Annotated in this window: 12 protein-coding genes and 2 pseudogenes; 2 read left to right on the top strand and 12 right to left on the bottom strand. The window is 74.3% G+C overall.

Annotated elements, in window-relative coordinates:
* Window positions 1–387: 387 nt before the first annotated feature.
* The 7 genes from pheA to AB0910_RS19970 all read right to left on the bottom strand — a co-directional run bounded on the left by pheA (window position 388) and on the right by AB0910_RS19970 (window position 7,985).
* Window positions 388–1,323: a prephenate dehydratase gene (pheA, locus tag AB0910_RS20000; protein ID WP_366745930.1), complete on the bottom strand. Its 936-nt coding sequence runs from the start codon at window positions 1,321–1,323 to the stop codon at window positions 388–390.
* Window positions 1,324–1,409: 86 nt separating this feature from the next.
* Window positions 1,410–2,732, bottom strand: a complete 1,323-nt coding sequence (gene efeB / locus AB0910_RS19995) for an iron uptake transporter deferrochelatase/peroxidase subunit (RefSeq protein ID WP_366745929.1) — start codon at window positions 2,730–2,732, stop codon at window positions 1,410–1,412.
* A gap of 4 nt (window positions 2,733–2,736) precedes the next feature.
* Window positions 2,737–4,911 carry a copper resistance protein CopC gene (locus tag AB0910_RS19990; RefSeq protein WP_366745928.1) on the bottom strand — a complete coding sequence of 725 codons (2,175 nt, stop codon included), beginning with the start codon at window positions 4,909–4,911 and terminating at the stop codon, window positions 2,737–2,739.
* Between the two features lie 19 nt (window positions 4,912–4,930).
* Window positions 4,931–5,359, bottom strand: a complete 429-nt coding sequence (locus AB0910_RS19985; RefSeq protein WP_366746009.1) for a copper chaperone PCu(A)C — start codon at window positions 5,357–5,359, stop codon at window positions 4,931–4,933.
* 50 nt (window positions 5,360–5,409) lie between these two features.
* The gene (locus AB0910_RS19980) at window positions 5,410–6,066 is read right to left on the bottom strand and encodes an SCO family protein (RefSeq protein WP_366745927.1); all 657 of its coding nucleotides are present in this window, start codon (window positions 6,064–6,066) and stop codon (window positions 5,410–5,412) included.
* 88 nt (window positions 6,067–6,154) lie between these two features.
* Window positions 6,155–6,841 (bottom strand): YcnI family protein, encoded by a 687-nt coding sequence (locus AB0910_RS19975; RefSeq protein ID WP_366746008.1) that lies wholly within the window; start codon window positions 6,839–6,841, stop codon window positions 6,155–6,157.
* A gap of 256 nt (window positions 6,842–7,097) precedes the next feature.
* Entirely contained in the window at window positions 7,098–7,985 is an 888-nt protein-coding gene (locus AB0910_RS19970; protein WP_366745926.1) for a hypothetical protein, read from the bottom strand.
* Window positions 7,986–8,177: 192 nt separating this feature from the next.
* On the opposite strand from AB0910_RS19970, the gene AB0910_RS19965 reads away from it, so the two are divergent.
* Window positions 8,178–8,630 carry an ATP-binding protein gene (locus AB0910_RS19965; RefSeq protein WP_366745925.1) on the top strand — a complete coding sequence of 151 codons (453 nt, stop codon included), beginning with the start codon at window positions 8,178–8,180 and terminating at the stop codon, window positions 8,628–8,630.
* Window positions 8,631–8,756: 126 nt separating this feature from the next.
* Here AB0910_RS19965 and AB0910_RS19960 read toward each other — a convergent pair whose 3' ends face one another.
* Together AB0910_RS19960 and AB0910_RS19955 are read right to left on the bottom strand one after the other, a co-directional pair.
* The gene (locus AB0910_RS19960; RefSeq protein ID WP_366746007.1) at window positions 8,757–10,244 is read right to left on the bottom strand and encodes an aminopeptidase P family protein; all 1,488 of its coding nucleotides are present in this window, start codon (window positions 10,242–10,244) and stop codon (window positions 8,757–8,759) included.
* A gap of 231 nt (window positions 10,245–10,475) precedes the next feature.
* Window positions 10,476–12,182 (bottom strand): annotated as a pseudogene (locus tag AB0910_RS19955) (PP2C family protein-serine/threonine phosphatase).
* A 422-nt stretch (window positions 12,183–12,604) separates the two neighbouring features.
* Between AB0910_RS19955 and AB0910_RS19950 the strand changes: the two are divergent.
* Window positions 12,605–13,285: a bifunctional DNA primase/polymerase gene (locus AB0910_RS19950; protein WP_366745924.1), complete on the top strand. Its 681-nt coding sequence runs from the start codon at window positions 12,605–12,607 to the stop codon at window positions 13,283–13,285.
* 515 nt (window positions 13,286–13,800) lie between these two features.
* Here AB0910_RS19950 and AB0910_RS19945 read toward each other — a convergent pair.
* From AB0910_RS19945 to AB0910_RS19935, 3 genes and pseudogenes are all read right to left on the bottom strand, one after another.
* Window positions 13,801–14,751, bottom strand: coding sequence for a DUF5926 family protein (locus AB0910_RS19945; protein ID WP_366746006.1), 951 nt, complete (start codon window positions 14,749–14,751; stop codon window positions 13,801–13,803).
* Between the two features lie 842 nt (window positions 14,752–15,593).
* A pseudogene (locus AB0910_RS19940) lies at window positions 15,594–16,117 on the bottom strand (ATP-binding protein); the annotation flags it as partial.
* Between the two features lie 89 nt (window positions 16,118–16,206).
* On the bottom strand, window positions 16,207–17,025 hold the full coding sequence (locus tag AB0910_RS19935) for a glycerophosphodiester phosphodiesterase (RefSeq protein WP_366745923.1): 819 nt from the start codon (window positions 17,023–17,025) through the stop codon (window positions 16,207–16,209).
* Window positions 17,026–17,029: the final 4 nt, after the last annotated feature.

Here is a 17,029-nt window from a genome sequence, read left to right as displayed (position 1 = left end):
GGCGCGCCTTGTCCACAGTGGGGAAAGGCCCCGGGGGTAGTTATCCACAGGTCGGCGCGTGACGCTGTGGACAATGGGCTTGATCATTTTTCCGGAAGGGCGGCCGCCGGACAAATCTGCTGCTAAACCTGCAATTCCCACTCCTTCGAGTGGGAATTGGCCCTCCTGCATGGACGATCACCGCGGGTGAGGGTCATGTGAGGGCTTGGCAACGCCCCACACCCTGTGGACAGCGAACGAGTGACTCGGGAGATTTGTCGATGTATCGGACTCGCCTTGTCGACTTGTCCTCAGGTCGAGATCTATTCCTGTGGATAACTTGCATAGTTATCCACAGGCTGAGTGGAACTGTGCACAAAGGAGCCGGGCACCCAGCGGGCGAGCGGCTCAGGAGCGTCCGTCCTGGCTCCGCGCGAGCCACTCGGCCGCCGCGATGAAGTCGGCGTCCGACGTGCCGGGCCGCGGCGGCGGCACGTCCGAAGGCGCCACCCCCGCACGCGGGTACGAGCCGAGGAAGCGCACCTTCGGGCAGATCCGCTTGAGCCCCATCAGCGCCTCCGCCACCCGGCGCTCCGCGACATGGCCCTCCGCGTCCACGGCGAAGCAGTACCTGCCCATGCCGGCGCCGGTCGGCCTCGACTGGATCTGGATCAGGTTGACCCCCCGCACGGCGAACTCCTGGAGCAGGCCGAGCAGCGCACCCGGGTGGTCGTCGCCGAGCCAGATCACCAGCGACGTCTTGTCGGCGCCCGTGGGCGCCGCGGGCCGTCCCGGGCGCCCGACGAGGACGAAGCGCGTCACCGCGTTCGCCGCGTCGTGGATGTCGGTGACCAGCGGTTCCAGGCCGTACGTCACCGCGGCGAACACCCCGGCGAACGCGCCGTCGTACTTGCCCTCGCGCACCAGCCGCGCGCCGTCGGCGTTCGAGGCGGCCGACTCCCACACCGCCTCGGGCAGCCGCTCCCGCAGCCAGTCGCGCACCTGCGGCTGCGCCACCGGGTGCCCGGTCACCGTCCGCACGTCGGTGAGCGCGGTGCCCGGCCGTACGAGCAGGGCGAAGGTGATCGGCAGCAGCACCTCGCGGTAGATCATCAGCGGTTCCCCGCCGGTGAGTTCGTCGATGGTGGCGGTCACACCGCCCTCCACCGAGTTCTCGATCGCGGCGAACGCGCCCGCAGCCTGCCCCGACCGGACGGCGTCGAAGGCCGCGGGCACCGACACCATCGGCGTCAGCTCTCTGGTGGCGGCTTCCGGCAGGGTGCGCAGGGCGGCTTCCGTGAAGGTGCCCTCGGGCCCGAGATACGTATAGCGCGTGGCCGACATGCGGCCCACCCTAGCGGCCCCGCGATAGGGCGGCGGCGGGGCCGCCGTCCCCTCAGGACTCCACGTGCGCGGCCGGGCGCGGGCGGTCAGGACTCCAGCAGCCGCTGCCCCACGTACTCCCCTTCTGCGGCCCCGCCGGGCACCGCGAACAGGCCGCTCGCCTCGTGCCTGATGAACGCCGAGAGCGCGTCGCCGCGGTCGAGCTTGCGCTGCACCGGCACGAACCCCTTCAGCGGGTCGGCCTGCCAGGCGACGAACAGCAGGCCCGCGTCAGGGGCGCCGTCCGCACCGATCCCGTCCTGGTAGGAGAACGCCCTGCGCAGCATCGCCGCCCCGCCGTTCGCGCTCGGCTGCGCGATCCGCGCGTGCGCGTCCGCGGGGATGACGAGCTTCCCTTCGGGTCCTGTCTTCGTCAGGTTCATCGCCGTGCGCTCGGTGCCGCCGGTCAGCGGGGCGCCGTCCGACTTGCGGCGCCCGATGACCTTCTCCTGCGCGTCGACGGAGAGCTTCTCCCAGTCGTCGAGCAGCATCCTGATCCGCCGCACCACCGCGTACGAGCCGTTCGCCATCCACGCAGGACTGGCGAGCGGGCCGCCGCCCGCCGACGGCTCGGCGGGCACGAAGACCTGCTCGTCGAAGCGGGGCGCCGACTGCTGCGGGTTGCCCGTGCCGTCGATCTGGCCCATCAGGTTGCGCATGGTCATGGGGTGCGCGGTGGCGCCGGGGGAGCGGTTGAAGCCGCTCATCTGCCACCGCACGCGCGCCGTCGCGCCCGCCGCCTTCTGCAGGGCACGCAGCGCGTGGAAGGCGACGAGCGCGTCGTCCGCCCCGACCTGCACCCACAGGTCGCCTTCGCTGCGGGCCGGGTCGAGGTGGTCGGAGGAGAACGCGGGCAGCGGGTCGAGCTGCACGGGGCGCTGCTTCACCAGGCCCGTGCGGTCGAAGAAGCTGCGGCCGAAGCCGAAGGTGACGGTGAGCGAGGAGGGGCCCGCGTCGAGCGCGACGCCCGTGTCGTGGTCGGGCGCGGGCCGCCCCTCGGCCATCGCGGCGGCGCAGGCGGTCCAGCGGCGCAGCAGCGCCACCGCCTGCGCGCGGCCCGCGCCAGGCGCCAGGTCGAAGGCGGCGAGGTGGCCCGCGGCCTGCAGCGGGGTCGCGATCCCCGCCTGGTGGGTGCCGTGGAAGGGGACGGCCCGCGCGCCGAGCCCGGTCAGCGGCGTGGGCGCGGCGGGCCGGGTCGCCGCGTAGGCGCCCGCGCCCCCGGCCGCGCCGACGACGAGACCGCCGGCGCCCGCGGCCCCCGCGGCACCGAGCAGCCGCCGCCGGGAGACGCCGCCCCCCGCGGCGTCCGCCGCCGGGGGCGGGGTGGTGCGCGCGCCGTTCTTCGTGGGGTGCTTGGAGGTGTCGGTCACTGGCTCAGCCGATCGTGATGTTCTTGTAGACGGTCGTCTCGTCGATGTCGGACGTGCGGACGGTCAGCGCGAGCTGCCAGGTGCCGGGCAGCGGGATCTGCACGTGCTCCGCCGCCCAGTGGCCGGGCGCGAACCGCTCGGGGGTGATCGCGAGCGGCCCGATGCCGCGCGACTTCAGGGTGAGGCTCGCCTTCACCTCGGGGACGTCGAGGGGCCGGTTGTCGGGGCCGTTGACATAGAGGTGCATCAGGTTCTGGCCGCCCGCACGCGCGGGCTCCAGGTAGAACTCCGCCACGCCCTTGCCCTGCCGGCCGCCCGTGTCGAACGGCAGCGACAGGTCGACGGGGCCGCCCTTCGGCACCGCGGCCGCCGCGGCGCCCGCCGGGGTGTGCGCGGCCGCCTGCGCGGTACGCGCCGGCTCCGTGTCGGAGAGGATCACGGCGAACACCAGCACCACGACCGCCACCGCGGCCTCGGCAAGCACCGACCTGCGCAGGCCGCCGCGCGCCGGGTCCGCGTCGCGCACCCGCTTGGTGCGCGCCGTGTCCACCGCCGCCCGCTGCCGCGCCAACTGCACGGCCCGCGCCTTTGCGCCCGCGCCGGAAGCATCGGTGTCTGTGCCGGACCCGGCACCCGCGCCGGCCCCGCCGTCCCCCGCAGGGGACTCCGCTCCTGACGCCGCGCCCCCCTCGGGCCGCGTGCCCGCAGCACCCGAGCCCGCACGGGACTTCACACCGGACCCGGCGCCCGCACCGGAAGTCCCCGCACCCGCTGCGGATCCCGCGGCGGCCGCCCCCACCGGGAGCGGCTCGGCCGCTCCCGCCTCCGCGGCAGCGGCGGACGCGGACGCGTGCGGCGCCTGCGCGAGCCGCGCCGTCCAGCGGCGGGAGAAGTACGCGATCACCACGATCACCACGACCAGGCCGACCTTGATCATCAGCAGCCGCCCGTACGAGGTCGACGCCAGTGCGGAGAACGTGCCGACCTGCCGCCACGCCTGGTAGAGGCCGCTCGCCACGAGAGCGGCCACGCTCCAGAACGCCAGCGCCGAGAACCGCCGTACCGCCGCCGCGTCCACGGACGGCGCCCGGTACAGCGCGGTGAGCAGCGCCGCGAGCCCGCCGAGCCAGCACGCCATCGCCAACAAGTGCACCATGTCGACCGGCATGGCGAGCCCGGTCTGGATGCCCGTCGAGGCATGCTCGCTCAGCGACCAGGTCGCCGCGAGCCCCGCGGCGACGACCGCGCCGCCGACGCCGAGCCCGAACGCCAGGTCGCGCCGGTCGGCGCGGTCCTCCCCGTCCCCGCCGCGCCGCGCGTACGCCCCGAACAGCACCGCGACGAACACCGCGGCGGCGCCGAGCAGCAGCAGCCGCGACACGAGCGCCGCGCCCTCCTTCGTACCGAGCACGTCGCGCAGCCCGTCCAGGTCGAAGACGTCGGCGAGCTTCCCCGAGCCGGTGTAGGGGCCGCGGAGCAGCAGCAGCGCGAGCGTCGCCGCGGTGAAGGCCGTCCAGGCGCGCACCACGAGCCGCTGGAGCGGCCGCACGGACGCCCCGCGCGGCCAGCAGACCAGGACGAACGCGGCGCCGCCGACGAGGACGGTGAAGCCCGCGTACGAGACGTACCTGGCGATCCCGTACAGCACGCCGACCGGCCCGCCGCCCGCGTTCTGGCCGGTGACGCTCGCCGCGGTCTTCGACGGCGCGCCGACGGAGAAGGTGAACGCGCCGGCCACCGGGTGGGTGTCGGCCGAGACCGCCTGCCAGGCGACGGTGTACGTGCCGTCGCCGATGCCGGGGCGCAGCGCCATCCGGTAGCTCGCGGCCGACTTGGTGCTGACGTCGGTGATCTTCCCGGTGTCCACGCGCTTGTTGCCGGGCGAGAGCACCCGTATCGCGTTCTTGCCGAGCGAGACCTGCTCGGAGAAGGTCAGGGTGACCGCCTTGGGCGCCGTGGCCACCACCGCCCCGTCCTTCGGGTCGCTGCCGGTCAGGGCCGCGTGCGCAAAGGCGCTGCCCGCGAACACGGTCAGCACGGACAGCACGGCGGCGACGACGACGCCCGCGGCCGCCAGGAGCCGGGCGATCCTGGCGCGGGGCGGCCCGTCGGGCGGCCCGGGCCGTCGGCGCGGGCGCGGTCCTGCCGGTACGGGGTACGGGGCGGTGGCAGCTGTCATGGCGTCTGGTGTCCCTCACTCACGGCGTGGCGGGCGGCTGGTAGTTGGCCGCCTTGACGGGAACGGTGACCTTGATCGTGCCGGTCTTCCTGAAGTGCAGGTCCAGTTCGACGCGCTGGCCCTGCTTCGGCGGGTGCTCGATGCCCATGAGCATGATGTGGTTGCCGCCGCGCGCGAGGTCGAGCGTGCCGCCCGGCGGGACGTCGAAGGACGCCACCTCGACCATCCGGTTGTCGACGGTCCTGTGGATGGAGACGCTGTCGGAGAGCGGGCTGGTGACGGAGGTCAGCCGGTCGTCGCCCCGGCCCGCGTTGTGCACGACGAGGAAGCCCGCGGCGAGGTCGCCCACCGGCTGCGGCATGTACGCGCCGGAGACCGCGAGCTTCGGTGCACCCCCGCCCGCGGGCTTCGCCGCGGCGTCCGAGCCGCCGCCCGAGCACGCGGTCAGGGCGAGCCCGGCCGCGAGGAGCGCCGCGGGCAGCAGGGCGGCGCGGCGGGTCACGGCCGCTTCCCTTCGATGATTTTCGGCAGGTCCTTGGCGTAGTCCTGGGCCGTCGTGTTGTCCCCGTACAGCAGGTAGCCGTCGTTGGTCTTCGGGGAGAAGGCGATCACCTCGGCGCCGTGCGTGGAGACGATGGTGCCGTCCTTCTGCTTGACCGGCGGGTCGATGCCGATGCCGAGCTTCTTGGCGCCTGCCTGGATGGTCTTGAAGTCGCCGGTGAGGCCGATGAAGGAGGGGTCGCCCGCGGCCGGCAGCCACTTGCCGAGCTCGGCCGGGGTGTCGCGCTCGGGGTCGGTGGTGACGAAGACGACCTGGAGCTTGTCCTGCTCCGCCTTGGTCAGCGCCTTCCGCGCGATGGCGAGGTTGCTCATCGTCAGCGGGCAGACGTCGGGGCAGTGGGTGTAGCCGAAGTAGAGCAGCGTCGGCTTGTTCTTCGTCTCCGCGCGGAGGTCGAAGGTCTTGCCGTGGGTGTCCTTCAGCACCAGGTCGGGCTTCTGGAACGCCGGGTCGAGCACGGTCGCCGCGCCGGGCCGCTGCCCGCCGGAGACGTCGGCCACGGCCTTCGGCTTGGTGCTGTCGTCGCCGCAGGCGGTGAGGGTGAGGGCCGCGGCCGCCGTGAGGGCGGCCGCCGCGATGAGCGTCTTCTTGCGCATGAGATCTTTCCTGTGGACGAGCGGGGTTTCGGGGCCGGGGCCGGGCAGGGGGGGGTGCGTGCCCCCTCCCCGGCCCACTGGCGCGGGATCAGGCGGCGGTGCGGCGGCGGCCGACGAACAGCCCGTACGCGACGCCCGCGGCGCCGACCACGATGCCGACGATGCCCAGTACCCGCGCGACGGTGTCGGTGTCCGAGCCTCCGGAATCGCCGGCCGCCCGCGCGTTCTTGGCGGAGGTCTCGGCCGCGGCGTGCCCGGTGCCGCCCTGCGCGGCGCCGTCCGCGGCGGACGCCGCGGTCAGCTTGAGGACGGGCGCCGGGTCCTCAGGCTCGGGGGCGCCGGGCTGCTGCGGCTCGATCCAGCGGACGACCTCCTTGTTGGAGTACGTCTGGAGGGCCTTGAAGGTGACCTGGTCGGCGTCGGAGGGCAGCGTGCTCAGCGAGACCGGGAACAGCTGGAACTGCCCCACGGGGATGCCGTCGCCCTGCGCGGTCCAGGTCACCTTGGACACCGCCTCTGTGACCTTGCTGCCGTGCAGCTCCACCGGCTTGGCCAGCTTCGACGTGGTGACGTCGATCTTCCAGCCGGGCACCGGCTCGGGCATCACGGAGGCGAGCGGGTGGTCGGAGGGGAAGGCCACTTCGAGTTTGGTGGTGGTGGCGTTGTCGCGCTCGTTGGGGACCTTGAAGTCGACGACGGCCGAGCCGCCCTTGGCCGCGTCGCCGTGCGGCTGCACGGTCACGTGCGCGGACGCGGGGCCTGCGAGCAGCAGCACGGCGGAGCCTGCGACACCGCCGGCGACGCTGAGCCTGGCGAGACGGGTGCGCGCGCGGGACCCGGCGCGCGGGGGCCGCCAGGCGGAACCGGCGGACTCAGAGGACACAGCAGGCTTGGAGGACACAGCAGACACAGAGAACACAGAGAACACAGAACACTCCCCAGGGGGTGAGGTGGTGGCGGGAGCCGCGTGCGGTCGCACGGCGGCAGCACGACGCCGCCTCTCCCGTCTCCCGGGTGCCGAGGGCGTCGTGTCAGGCGGCGAGCGCGACCGCCGCGGGCGGCCCGCGCCTGACCACCGTGTGCTGGAGTGCCACCGCGGAGGGTGCGGCGGGTATGCGGTGCGCGAGCGGCGGCCCGGGCGGCAGCACGCGCGCACCCGGAAGACCGGCGAGCAGGTGCCGTACGAGGGTGAGCGCGGCGCGCAGGGAGCGCAGCCGCGCGGCGTCGGTCAGTGTCTCGCGGACCTCGCCGAGGCCCTCGGCGCCCTGTTCGGAGAGCTCGCACAGCCGCAGCAGCGCGAGGTCGCCGCGGCGCAGCAGCCAGCCGGCGGCGAGCGCCGCGAGCAGGTGGGCGAGGAGCATCGGCAGCGAGGGCAGCAGCCCGGCGAGCCAGGACCAGCCGGCCGCCGACCCCGTCCCGCCCCCCATGCCGGGCATGCCGGCCATACCTGGCATAGGGGGCATGGCTGACGCCGTGTCGGACACGGTGCCCGCCGCCCCGCCCGACGCGGCGGTCACGCTCTCGGGGCTGATGTGCGCCCGGGTGAGGACCCGCAGCGCCTGCGCGTGGCTGAGGCCGTGGCCCGCGCCGCACACCAGGGTGGCGGCCGTGCGGACGACCGCGTCGCCGCCGGCGGGCGCGGGGGCCGCGGCCCGCTGCTGCGCGAGCCCGAACAGCGCGTGCAGGCCGAGTTGGCCGGCCGCCAGCGCGGCGACCGTGCCCGCGGTCGAGCGCGTACGGCCGGCGAGCGGAGCGGCCGCGGCGAGCAGCAGGAGGAATCCGGCCACCACCGACCAGCGGGGCACCGACGCACAGGCCGCCATCGCGTGGCCCACGGCGGACAGCACGGCGCAGACCGCGGCGAACACCGCGGCCCTCAGCAGCCGTGCGCCGACGGCGGCGCGCAGGGCGGGATTCATGGCGGGGCCATCATCGCACTGTGCTCCCCGCCGCGTACGGGCAGGTCCGGGACGTCACGCTCTGCCCCATACACGCAGGCACGCGCGCCCCGCGTCGGCCGAACGAGGGCCTTACCACGGGAGGCGGGCTTACGGAAGGCCGCATGCGGCAATACGTCTCCGTATGTCGAGCCATGGCCAGGAGGCTGGAGCATGAGCATCTGGTGGTCTCTGCATTTGCGGCGGGAAGCGGCGAGTGTCCCTCTCGCGCGGCGCCTGCTGCTCGGCGCCATGGACACGGCGGGGGTCGACCCCGACGTCTCCTTCGACCTGTCGGTCGCGCTCACAGAGGCGTGCGCCAACGCCGTGGAGCACGGCGGGGACGGCGCGGCGGACGGCGTCGAGGGCGGCGGCTACCGCGTGACCGCCTATCTGGACGGCGAGAAGTGCCGGATCGAAGTCGCCGACGCGGGGCCGGGGTTCCCCGCGAGACGCGTCGTCAGGAACCCGCTGCCGCCGTCCGTGGCGGAGAGCGGCCGGGGCCTCGGGCTGATCGAGCAGCTCGCCGACCACGTCCACTTCCGCAACGGCCCTGGCCACGGCGCCGTCGTCAGCTTCGACAAGATCCTGAAATGGCGCGAGGACGACCTGCTCCACGCGATCTGAGCCGCGCGGAGAGGCCGTCCTCGCGCCTCGTTCCCCGTGCCTAGTTGTTCCTCGTGCCTCGTGCCTCGTGCCTCGTGCCTCGTCATGTGTCCGTGGCGCCTGCGGTGCGCACGGGCGCGTACGGGATCAGGCGCCGCGCAGACCCGCCATCCAGCTCTCCACCTCGGCCGAGGTGCGCGGCAGCGCCGCCGAGAGGTTCCGGTTGCCGTCCTCGGTGACGACGAAGTCGTCCTCGATGCGCACGCCGATGCCCCGGTACTCCTCGGGCACGGTCAGGTCGTCGGCCTGGAAGTAGAGACCGGGCTCCACCGTCAGGCACATGCCGGGCTCCAGCGTGCCGTCCGCGTACACCTCGCGGCGCGCGGCGGCGCAGTCGTGCACGTCGAGGCCGAGCATGTGGCCCGTGCCGTGCAGCGTCCAGCGGCGCTGGAGGCCGAGTTCGAGCACCCGCTCCACCGGCCCTTCGAGCAGGCCCCACTCGACGAGGCGCTCGGCGAGCACCCGCTGCGCCGCGTCGTGGAAGTCGCGGTACTTCGCGCCGGGGCGCACCGCAGCGATGCCCGCCTCCTGCGCGTCGTACACCGCGTCGTAGATCCGGCGCTGGAGGTCGGTGAAGCGGCCGTCGACGGGCAGCGTGCGCGTGACATCCGCCGTGTAGAGGGTGTCGGTCTCGACGCCCATGTCGAGCAGGACCAGCTCGCCGGGGCGCACCCTGCCGTCGTTGCGCACCCAGTGCAGCGTGGTCGCGTGCGGGCCCGCCGCGCAGATCGAGCCGTAGCCCACGTCGTTGCCCTCGATGCGGGCGCGCAGGAAGAACGTGCCCTCGATGTAGCGCTCGCCCCGCTCGTGCGCCTCCGCCCGGTCGAGGACCTTCACCACGTCCTCGAAGCCGCGCGCCGTCGCGTCCACGGCCTTCTGCAGCTCGCCGATCTCGAACGCGTCCTTCACGGCGCGCGCCTCGGAGAGGTGGACCCGCAGCTCCTCGTCGCGCTCCGCGGTCACCTTGTCGGCCAGCGCGGCCTCGATGCCCGCGTCGTGGCCGCGCACGACCCGTACGGGCCCCGTGGCGTCGGCGAGCGCGGCGGGCAGCTTCCGCACGTCCTCGGCCGGCAGTCCGAGCAGCTGCTCGGACTCGGCGAGCGAGTGGCGGCGGCCGACCCACAGCTCGCCCTGGCCGTCGAGCCAGAACTCGCCGTTCTCCCGGTCGGAACGCGGCAGCAGGTACACCGTCGCGGTGTGGCCCGCGGCGCCCTCGGGCTCCAGCACGAGCACGCCGTCCTGCGTGCGGTCCCCGGTGAGGTACGTGTACTCGGTGGCCGCGCGGAACGGGTACTCCGTGTCGTTCGACCGGGTCCTCAGATTGCCTGCGGGCACCACGAGGCGCTCACCGGGGAACCGCTCGGAAAGGGCGGCGCGCCGCGCCGCCGTGTGCCCGGCCTCCGGCACGGGCGCGAGGCCCCGCAGCTCGGTGTCGGCCCAGCCGGCCCTCATGTTCTCCGCGAGTTCGTCGGACACGGCGGCATACAGTCCGTTCTTCCGCTGTTTGATGGGCTTCTCGGTGCTCTCGGCACCTTCGGCGCTCTCGGCGCTCTCCGGGGTCTCCCGGATGTCCAGGGTCTCCGGGGATCCCGGGGTTTCCGCTTCCGCCTCGGCGCCGGGGTTCTCCCGGCCGCTCCCGTCGGCCACGTCTTCTCCTCGCTACGACCACCGGCTCCCGGTACGGCACCGGCCGCGTCCATCGTAAGGAGCCGCGCGCGCGGGCGGCACCGGCCGGACCCCGGCTGTGAGAAATCCGTCGAAACCGCGCGGCCGCCTTCGCACGCCCCTCAGTCCACGCGACGGCGCTCAGCCCTCGAAGCGGACCGCGAGCAGCACCACGTCGTCCGTACCACCGTCACCGCCGTGGCCCCCGCTCCTGGCGGCCCCCGAGTCGGCCAGCACGGTGCGCACCACATGGTCGGCGACGGCCTGCGGGTCGTCCCGCACGGCCGCCGGCACGCTCGCCGCCGCCGCGTGCAGCCGCGCGTACGCCCGGTCCACCGGGTCGCCGGTGCGCCGCAGCAGCCCGTCGGTGTACAGCAGCACCGTTTCTCCGGGCTCGGGAACCACCTCCACGCTGGGCGCCTCCCAGCACGCCAGCATGCCGAGCGGCGCCGAGAGGGTCGTCTCCACGTACTCGCACCGCCGGTCGCCGACGATCAGCGGCGGCGCGTGCCCCGCGCCCGCGAGCAGGACGCGGCCCGCCGCAGGCTCCGCGTACGCGAACAGCGCGGTGGCCGTGCGGCCCGGCTCGGTGAGGGTGAGCAGCAGTTCGAGGTCGGACAGGACCGCGACCGGGTCCTCGCCCTCCATCACCGCGTACGCGCGCAGCGACGCCCGCAGCCTGCCCATCGCGGCCACAGCGGCGGGGCCCGCGCCGTCGACCGCGCCGACCGCGAGGCCGAGGCAGTCGTCGGGCAGCGGCAGCGCGTCGTACCAGTGGCCGCCGCCGCGCGGCCCGCTGTGGTGGCACAGGCCGAGCCGCACGCCGGGCACGTGCGGCAGCCGCGCGGGCAGCAGCCCCTCGGCGAGGGCGGCCACCCGGGAGCGTGCCCGTTCCAGTTCGACGAGGCGCGCCAGGTGCTCGCCCGCACAGCGGGAGTAGAGGCCGACGAGGTGGCGGCTGCGCTCATCGGGCTCCGCCGGCTCGTCGTACAGCCAGACGGCGGCGCCGAGCCGGCGCGGGCGGCGGCCCGCCGGTTCGCCCGCGGTGTTGGCGTCCGGGTCGCTGAGCAGCGGCACCGCGTACGTGGCGCCGTAGCCGATGCGCAGGGCGACGTCCCGGTGGCGCGGGTCGGTCGCCGGGTCCGCGAGCAGGTCGGGGGCGGCGACGGCCGCGGGCCGCGCTGCCGTGCCGCCGCCCGCGCCGTCGAGCGGGCCCGCGCCGTCGAGCAGCGCGCCGAACGCGGTGGCGGCGTGCGGCACGGTCTCCAGGTGGCCGATGTCGGACCGCGAGAGGCCGAGGCCGACCGTGGTGCGGGGGCCCTCGTCGTCGGCGGGGTCGAGGACGACGAGGCCGCGCCGCGCGCCGACGAGTGCGGCACCTGCGCGCAGCAGTTCGGCCAGCGCGGACTCCAGGCGGTCGGTGCGCGCCAGGCGCTCGGTCAGCTCGTGGAGCGTGGTGAGGTCGGAGACCCAGCCGGCGAGCCGGTCCTGGATGAGGACGACGGGCGGCGCCTGCAGGTCGTCGAGCGGAGGGGGTGTTTGGGCAGGCGAGGGAACCAAGGGACTGATTCCGGCCACTTTCCGCACCTGTGGAGCACTCACGGCAACCGACCTTCCGGGCGGTGCGTTTCGCTGAATAGCATCGCAAAACCCCCATATCATTCTGCGCGGTCGGCAATGTACCCACATGTACACGCACAACTCGGGCAATGTCCAGCGTGAAGCCGGTGCCCCGGCCGATCTCCTGCTCCGTAGCGAAGTTGACCGAAAAAAGTACCCCCTCTGTGGTTTTTGCGATCGACTGAGCGCGCTCAAGAAGGTTTTTTCCGGGGTCCACGGGAAGTCCACGGCCCCGCGGAAGCGTTCTCCCGAGCGTCATTCCGTACGCGATGGGTACGTAAAAGGTGACGGACAGGGGCAGTTGGGGCCCCGCGGAACCCGGCGGCAGCGGCCCGGCGTCACACAGGCCGGGGCCCGACCGCCGCCCGTCTCCCCGTCTCCCCGGAGTGGCGAGCACCACGCACAGCACAGCGGGACAGCAGCAGGGCGCCCGCGCGCCACCGCCCGCAGGACGCCCGGAGCCGTACGGCGCACCGGCGCGTACCGGATGCGGGACCGGGCAACCCCGGCAGCGCGACGCTGAACGACTGAATGGCTGAATGTACGCACGGCTGTATGCGCGACGGTATGCACGACGAAGTGATGCACCGCAGATGGTGTCAGTCAGTGTTCATGTGGACTCGGCGTTCAACGGAAAGGAACGAGCGCTCATGCGCGAGATCCTCGGAAGGCGACGCAGGCTCCGGCTCCGGCGCAAGGGGATGCCTGCCCCACTCGATGCGGCGCTCACCTTCTCCGCGTGGAGATGGCCCGTGGTCCCCGGTGCCGCGCTGAAGGCGACCGGCGGCCGCGGCACCCGCGGCACGGGCTGCTCGTGCCCCGACCCGGAGTGCGCGGTGCCGGGCGCGCACCCCTTCGACCCCGGCCTGCTCGCGGCCACGTGCGACGAGCGGATGGTCCGCTGGTGGTGGACGAACCGGCCGACCGCCCCCGTCGTCCTCGCGACCGGCGGCTCCGCGCCCTGCGCGATCAGCCTGCCGGCCGTCGCAGGCGCGCAGGCACTCGCCGCGCTCGACCGCGCGGACGTACGGCTCGGCCCGGTGGTGGCGACGCCGACCCGCTGGTCGATCCTGGTCGCCCCGTACGGCCTCGAACGCCTCGGCGACCTCCTGTACGCGAAGCCGTGGGTGCCGAGCTCCCTCCGCTTCCACAGCGGCGGCGGTTACCTGGTGCTACCGCCGTCCGAGGCCGCGGGCGGTCAGGTGCGGTGGGAACGCGGCCCGCTGCCGGGTTCCGCGGCGCCCTGGCTGCCCGATGTCGAGGCCGTCGTGGACGCGTTGGTGCGGGCCAGTACGAGCGCGCCCGACGAGGGCAGCAGACTCGCGTACTGAGATGTTCTGAGATGTACTGAACAAAATTCAATTCCCCGCCTATGGCCCGACGGGCAGGGTGTGCGCGGAAATTCACCGAAAGCCGCGCCGTGCGCGTCCGCGGTGCGCCGGGTCAGGCCCGGCGCCGCGGCGCCCGGAGCCCCTGGCGATCGCGCAGGTCAGCGCCGTACAGGGGGAGTTGGGGCCGCCGTGTCCCCTTGTCCCTGGTCGGCCCTGCCGCCCCTCACCACCCCGGAAACCGCAGGTAAACGGCGGTCGAAGCGGGCGGAGGCCGGGAAATCGGAGCAATGCCACGACCTCGGCAGGGGCGTCCTGAGAACGCAAAGGCCCGGTCGCTGGCGACGGGGGATGCACCAGCGACCGGGCTTCTAGAACGGTAACAAGAGATCGGCCGTTAGCAAATTCGATCAGAGATTTCGGGCCGCTCATTACCCGGAAGTACGGGCCTCACGGCAAAACCGTGTGACGGGTATCACTTCGGATCCGCCGCTCGGGCCCGTCGTCGTCGCTCTCCGTCAGCTCAGCGTCACCTGGCGGTTCGTCAGGCCGCCGCGCGCCCTGCGCTGTTCCGCCGTCAGCGGGGCCGTCTCGGCGAGCGCCGAGGCGAGCCGCTCGGCGAACGCGGCCGCCGGCTTCTCGCACTCCTCGGCGCCCATCGCGCTCGGCAGGTCCCACACCGGCACGGTGAGGCCGTGGGCGCGGAAGGAGCCCACTAGCCTGGTGCCCTCGCCGAGCGAGGACTCGCCCGCCGCGTGCAGCCTCGCCAGCGCGTCGAGCAGCGCCTCCTCGGCGTGCGGCATCACCCACCGCAGGTGGTTCTTCTCCGGTGTCTCGCACCAGTACGCCGCGTCGGCGCCGGACAGCAGCACGGTCGGGATCGCCGCGGCGTTCGCCCGCTCCAGCGACGCGGCGACCTCGGGCGACGCGTTCTCCGCGTCCGGCACCCAGAACTCGAAGCCCGGGTGCACGACCGGCGCGAAGTCCGCGGAGAGGTCGAGCAGGTCCTGGAGCCTCGGCCCCTCGCCCTCGACCCGGCGCGCGGGCACCGGGTTGCCCGGCTCCGCCGTCAGGGCGCGCACCAGGGTGTCGGCGAGGTCGCGGCTGAGGTCCCCGGAGGCCGTGTCGTTCTGCAGCGCGAGCAGCACGGAGTCGTCGTCGCGGCGCAGCGCGGGCCAGGCCATCGGCAGCACCGTCGCCAGCGTCACCGACGGCACGCCCTCGGGCAGCCCGTCCTTGAGCGTCAGCGCGGCCGTCGCCGCGGGCACCAGCTCCCGCATCGCCACCCAGTGCGGCTCCCCGGCGAGCCCCTCGAACGGGCGATGCACGAGCTCCGTCACCGCGTGCGCCGCGGCGCGTCCGTGGCACGCCTTGTAGCGGCGGCCCGAACCGCACGGGCAGGGCTCCCGGGCCCCGACCACCGGGATCGGTCCATCCGTGAGCTGCGCCTTCTTCTGCTTCTTGGCCATCGTGGGGTGTCTCCCGGTCGCTGCGGCGATGCGTCGTGCGCGCATGCAGACGGCGAGCCTAGCCCCTGCGCCCCGCCCGAACCGCGCCCCCGCGGAAGCGCACACCCGCGCCTCGCGGCGCCCGGCCCTGTGCGCGTGCTGCCCGTGCGTGGCCCTCGGCGCGTGGGCGCGCCGCCCGCGCGGGCGGCGGGCGGGGCCCGGTGCGCGTGCGCGAACGCGGCGCGTGGGCGCGGCACGCGGCCAGGCGGTGGGGGGCCCGGGAGGGCGCGGGCGCCGCGGTCGGCTCACGGCCATTTGCCGCGGCGTCAGGGCCCACGGGGCCGGGCTACAGGGCCCCCCGGCCCGTAGGCCACGGGCCGGGGCCTACGGGGCCAGAGGCCACGCCGCCGGGGGCCGGACGCGGCCGGCGGAGCCATGGGCAGGGCGCCGCGCGCCCAAGGGGGACACGGGCCGAGCGGCCAGGGGGCACGGGGGGCGTGGCCACACGGCCAGAGGGCGAGAGGGCGCGGGCCGGACCACAGGGCTGGGCCTTCGCCACGCTGCCGGGGAGCCGGGGAGCCGGGGAGCCGGGGAGCCGGGGGCCGGCGGGTTACGGGCCGAGTGGCCTCGCGGGCCAAGCGGGCCCGGGGAGCCGGGCCAGTGGGCCCAGGGGGCGGGGACAGCGGCCGAGGGGCACGGGCCGTGTCACAGAGCCGGGGCCTTCAGGCCGAGCGGCCACACTGCCGGGGGAGCCGGAGGAACCAGTGGGTCACGGGCCAGTGCGCCGCGCGGCCGAGGGGCCACGGGCCGGCCGCCGCGTGGCCGGTGGGTCAGTGGGCCGGGTCAGGGGCAGAGAGGTGGGCCCAGACGGTGACCTCGCCTGAGGCGCTGTCGCGGATGCCCCAGTCCTTCGCGAGCGCCGAGATGATGGTGAGTCCGCGGCCGCCGCGCGCCGTCAGGGACGGCCGCGCGGGCGCGGGCCTCGTGGGGCCCCCGCCGTCGGTCACCTCGACCGTCAGGCCGCCCGCTGGGTCGACGCTCCACGCCGCTCTTATGCCGCCGTCCGGATCCGCGTCGCCGCGGCCCGCGCGCCGCAGCGGCCTCGCGTACCTGCAGGCGTTGCTCAACAGCTCGGAGAGGACCAGCTCGGCGTCCTCGACGACCGTGTCCGAAACGCCGCTGCGGCTGAGCTGCGCGCGCATCCTGTGCCGTGCCTCGCCGACGCCGGCCGGACCGTGGGCCACGGCCACGCTCGACGACGCAGGCGCTTCCTGTGCCACCAAAATCGCCACCCCCGAGACCTCCTTCGCCCAAGCCACGGTGTGGATGCCCCAATGGCCTGGACCGGAAACCGGCCACCAACCAGCCTTTGACGCACTCGTGACATTCGGACACGCAGCGAGCGCGCCGGTGCACTCCCCGCCGAACGGTTCAGGTGCGACCTGTGGCGGTTCCTCCGGATATGCCACGTTTTCATCAAGTACGACCGAGTTGGGAGAGGACTTGTTTCGGCCTGTTCGTGATGATCGCGTCGACCCCGAGCCGTACGCACAGCTCGACGTCCTCCGGCTCGTCCACCGTCCACACGTGCACCCGGTGCCCCGCGCGGCGCAGCCGGGCGACGTACCCCGGGTGGCTGCGGACGATCCGCACCCCGGGCCCCGCGATCCGCGCGCCCGCAGGCAGCCGCCCGTCCCGCAGCCGCGGCGAGACGTACTGCATCAGATAGACCGTCGGCAGCTGCGGCGCCGCCCGCGCGACGCGGTGCAGCGAGCGCGCGGAGAAGCTCATGACGCGCACCGTCGGCTCCCCCGGCCCCGCGGGCTCCGCGAGGCCGAACCTGCGCAGCGTCTCGACCAGCCGCTCCTCCACCTGCCCCGCCCAACGGGTCGGGTGCTTGGTCTCCACGGCGAGCTGCACCGGCCTGCCCGCGTCCCGCACCAGTTCGAGCAGCCGCTCCAGCGTCAGCACCGAGGTGTACCCGGGATCGCGCCACTCCGGCCCCTCCTCGCTCTCCGCGTACGCCGGGCTGTTCTTCCACCCGCCGAAGTCGAGCGCGGCGAGATCCGCGAGTTCGAGCGCCGACACCGCGCCGCGGCCGTTGGAGGTACGGTTCACCCGGCGGTCGTGCACGCATACGAGATGACCGTCGGCCGTGAGCCGCACGTCGCACTCCAGGGCGTCGGCGCCGTCCTCCAGGGCCTTCACGTACGCGGCGAGCGTGTGCTCGGGCGCGTCCTCGGAGGCCCCGCGGTGGGCGACGACCTGAATGCTGTGCTGACGTGCGTGGGTCACGGCG

Origin of the sequence: Streptomyces sp. NPDC047002, from assembly GCF_040704505.1 — a bacterium.
GTDB lineage: Bacteria > Actinomycetota > Actinomycetes > Streptomycetales > Streptomycetaceae > Streptomyces.
The sequence above is the reverse complement of the archived record's forward strand: the minus strand, read 5'-3'. Positions and strand labels throughout refer to the sequence as shown.

Excerpts from the sequence above, each read along its gene's own strand:
- AB0910_RS19980 (WP_366745927.1), bottom strand. The coding sequence starts at position 6,066 with ATGCGCAAGAAGACGCTCATCGCGGCGGCCGCCCTCACGGCGGCCGCG.
- AB0910_RS19945 (WP_366746006.1), bottom strand. The coding sequence starts at position 14,751 with ATGGCCAAGAAGCAGAAGAAGGCGCAGCTCACGGATGGACCGATCCCG.
- AB0910_RS19990 (WP_366745928.1), bottom strand. The coding sequence starts at position 4,911 with ATGACAGCTGCCACCGCCCCGTACCCCGTACCGGCAGGACCGCGCCCG.
- pheA (WP_366745930.1), bottom strand. The coding sequence starts at position 1,323 with ATGTCGGCCACGCGCTATACGTATCTCGGGCCCGAGGGCACCTTCACG.
- AB0910_RS19965 (WP_366745925.1), top strand. The coding sequence starts at position 8,178 with ATGAGCATCTGGTGGTCTCTGCATTTGCGGCGGGAAGCGGCGAGTGTC.
- AB0910_RS19970 (WP_366745926.1), bottom strand. The coding sequence starts at position 7,985 with ATGAATCCCGCCCTGCGCGCCGCCGTCGGCGCACGGCTGCTGAGGGCC.
- AB0910_RS19950 (WP_366745924.1), top strand. The coding sequence starts at position 12,605 with ATGCGCGAGATCCTCGGAAGGCGACGCAGGCTCCGGCTCCGGCGCAAG.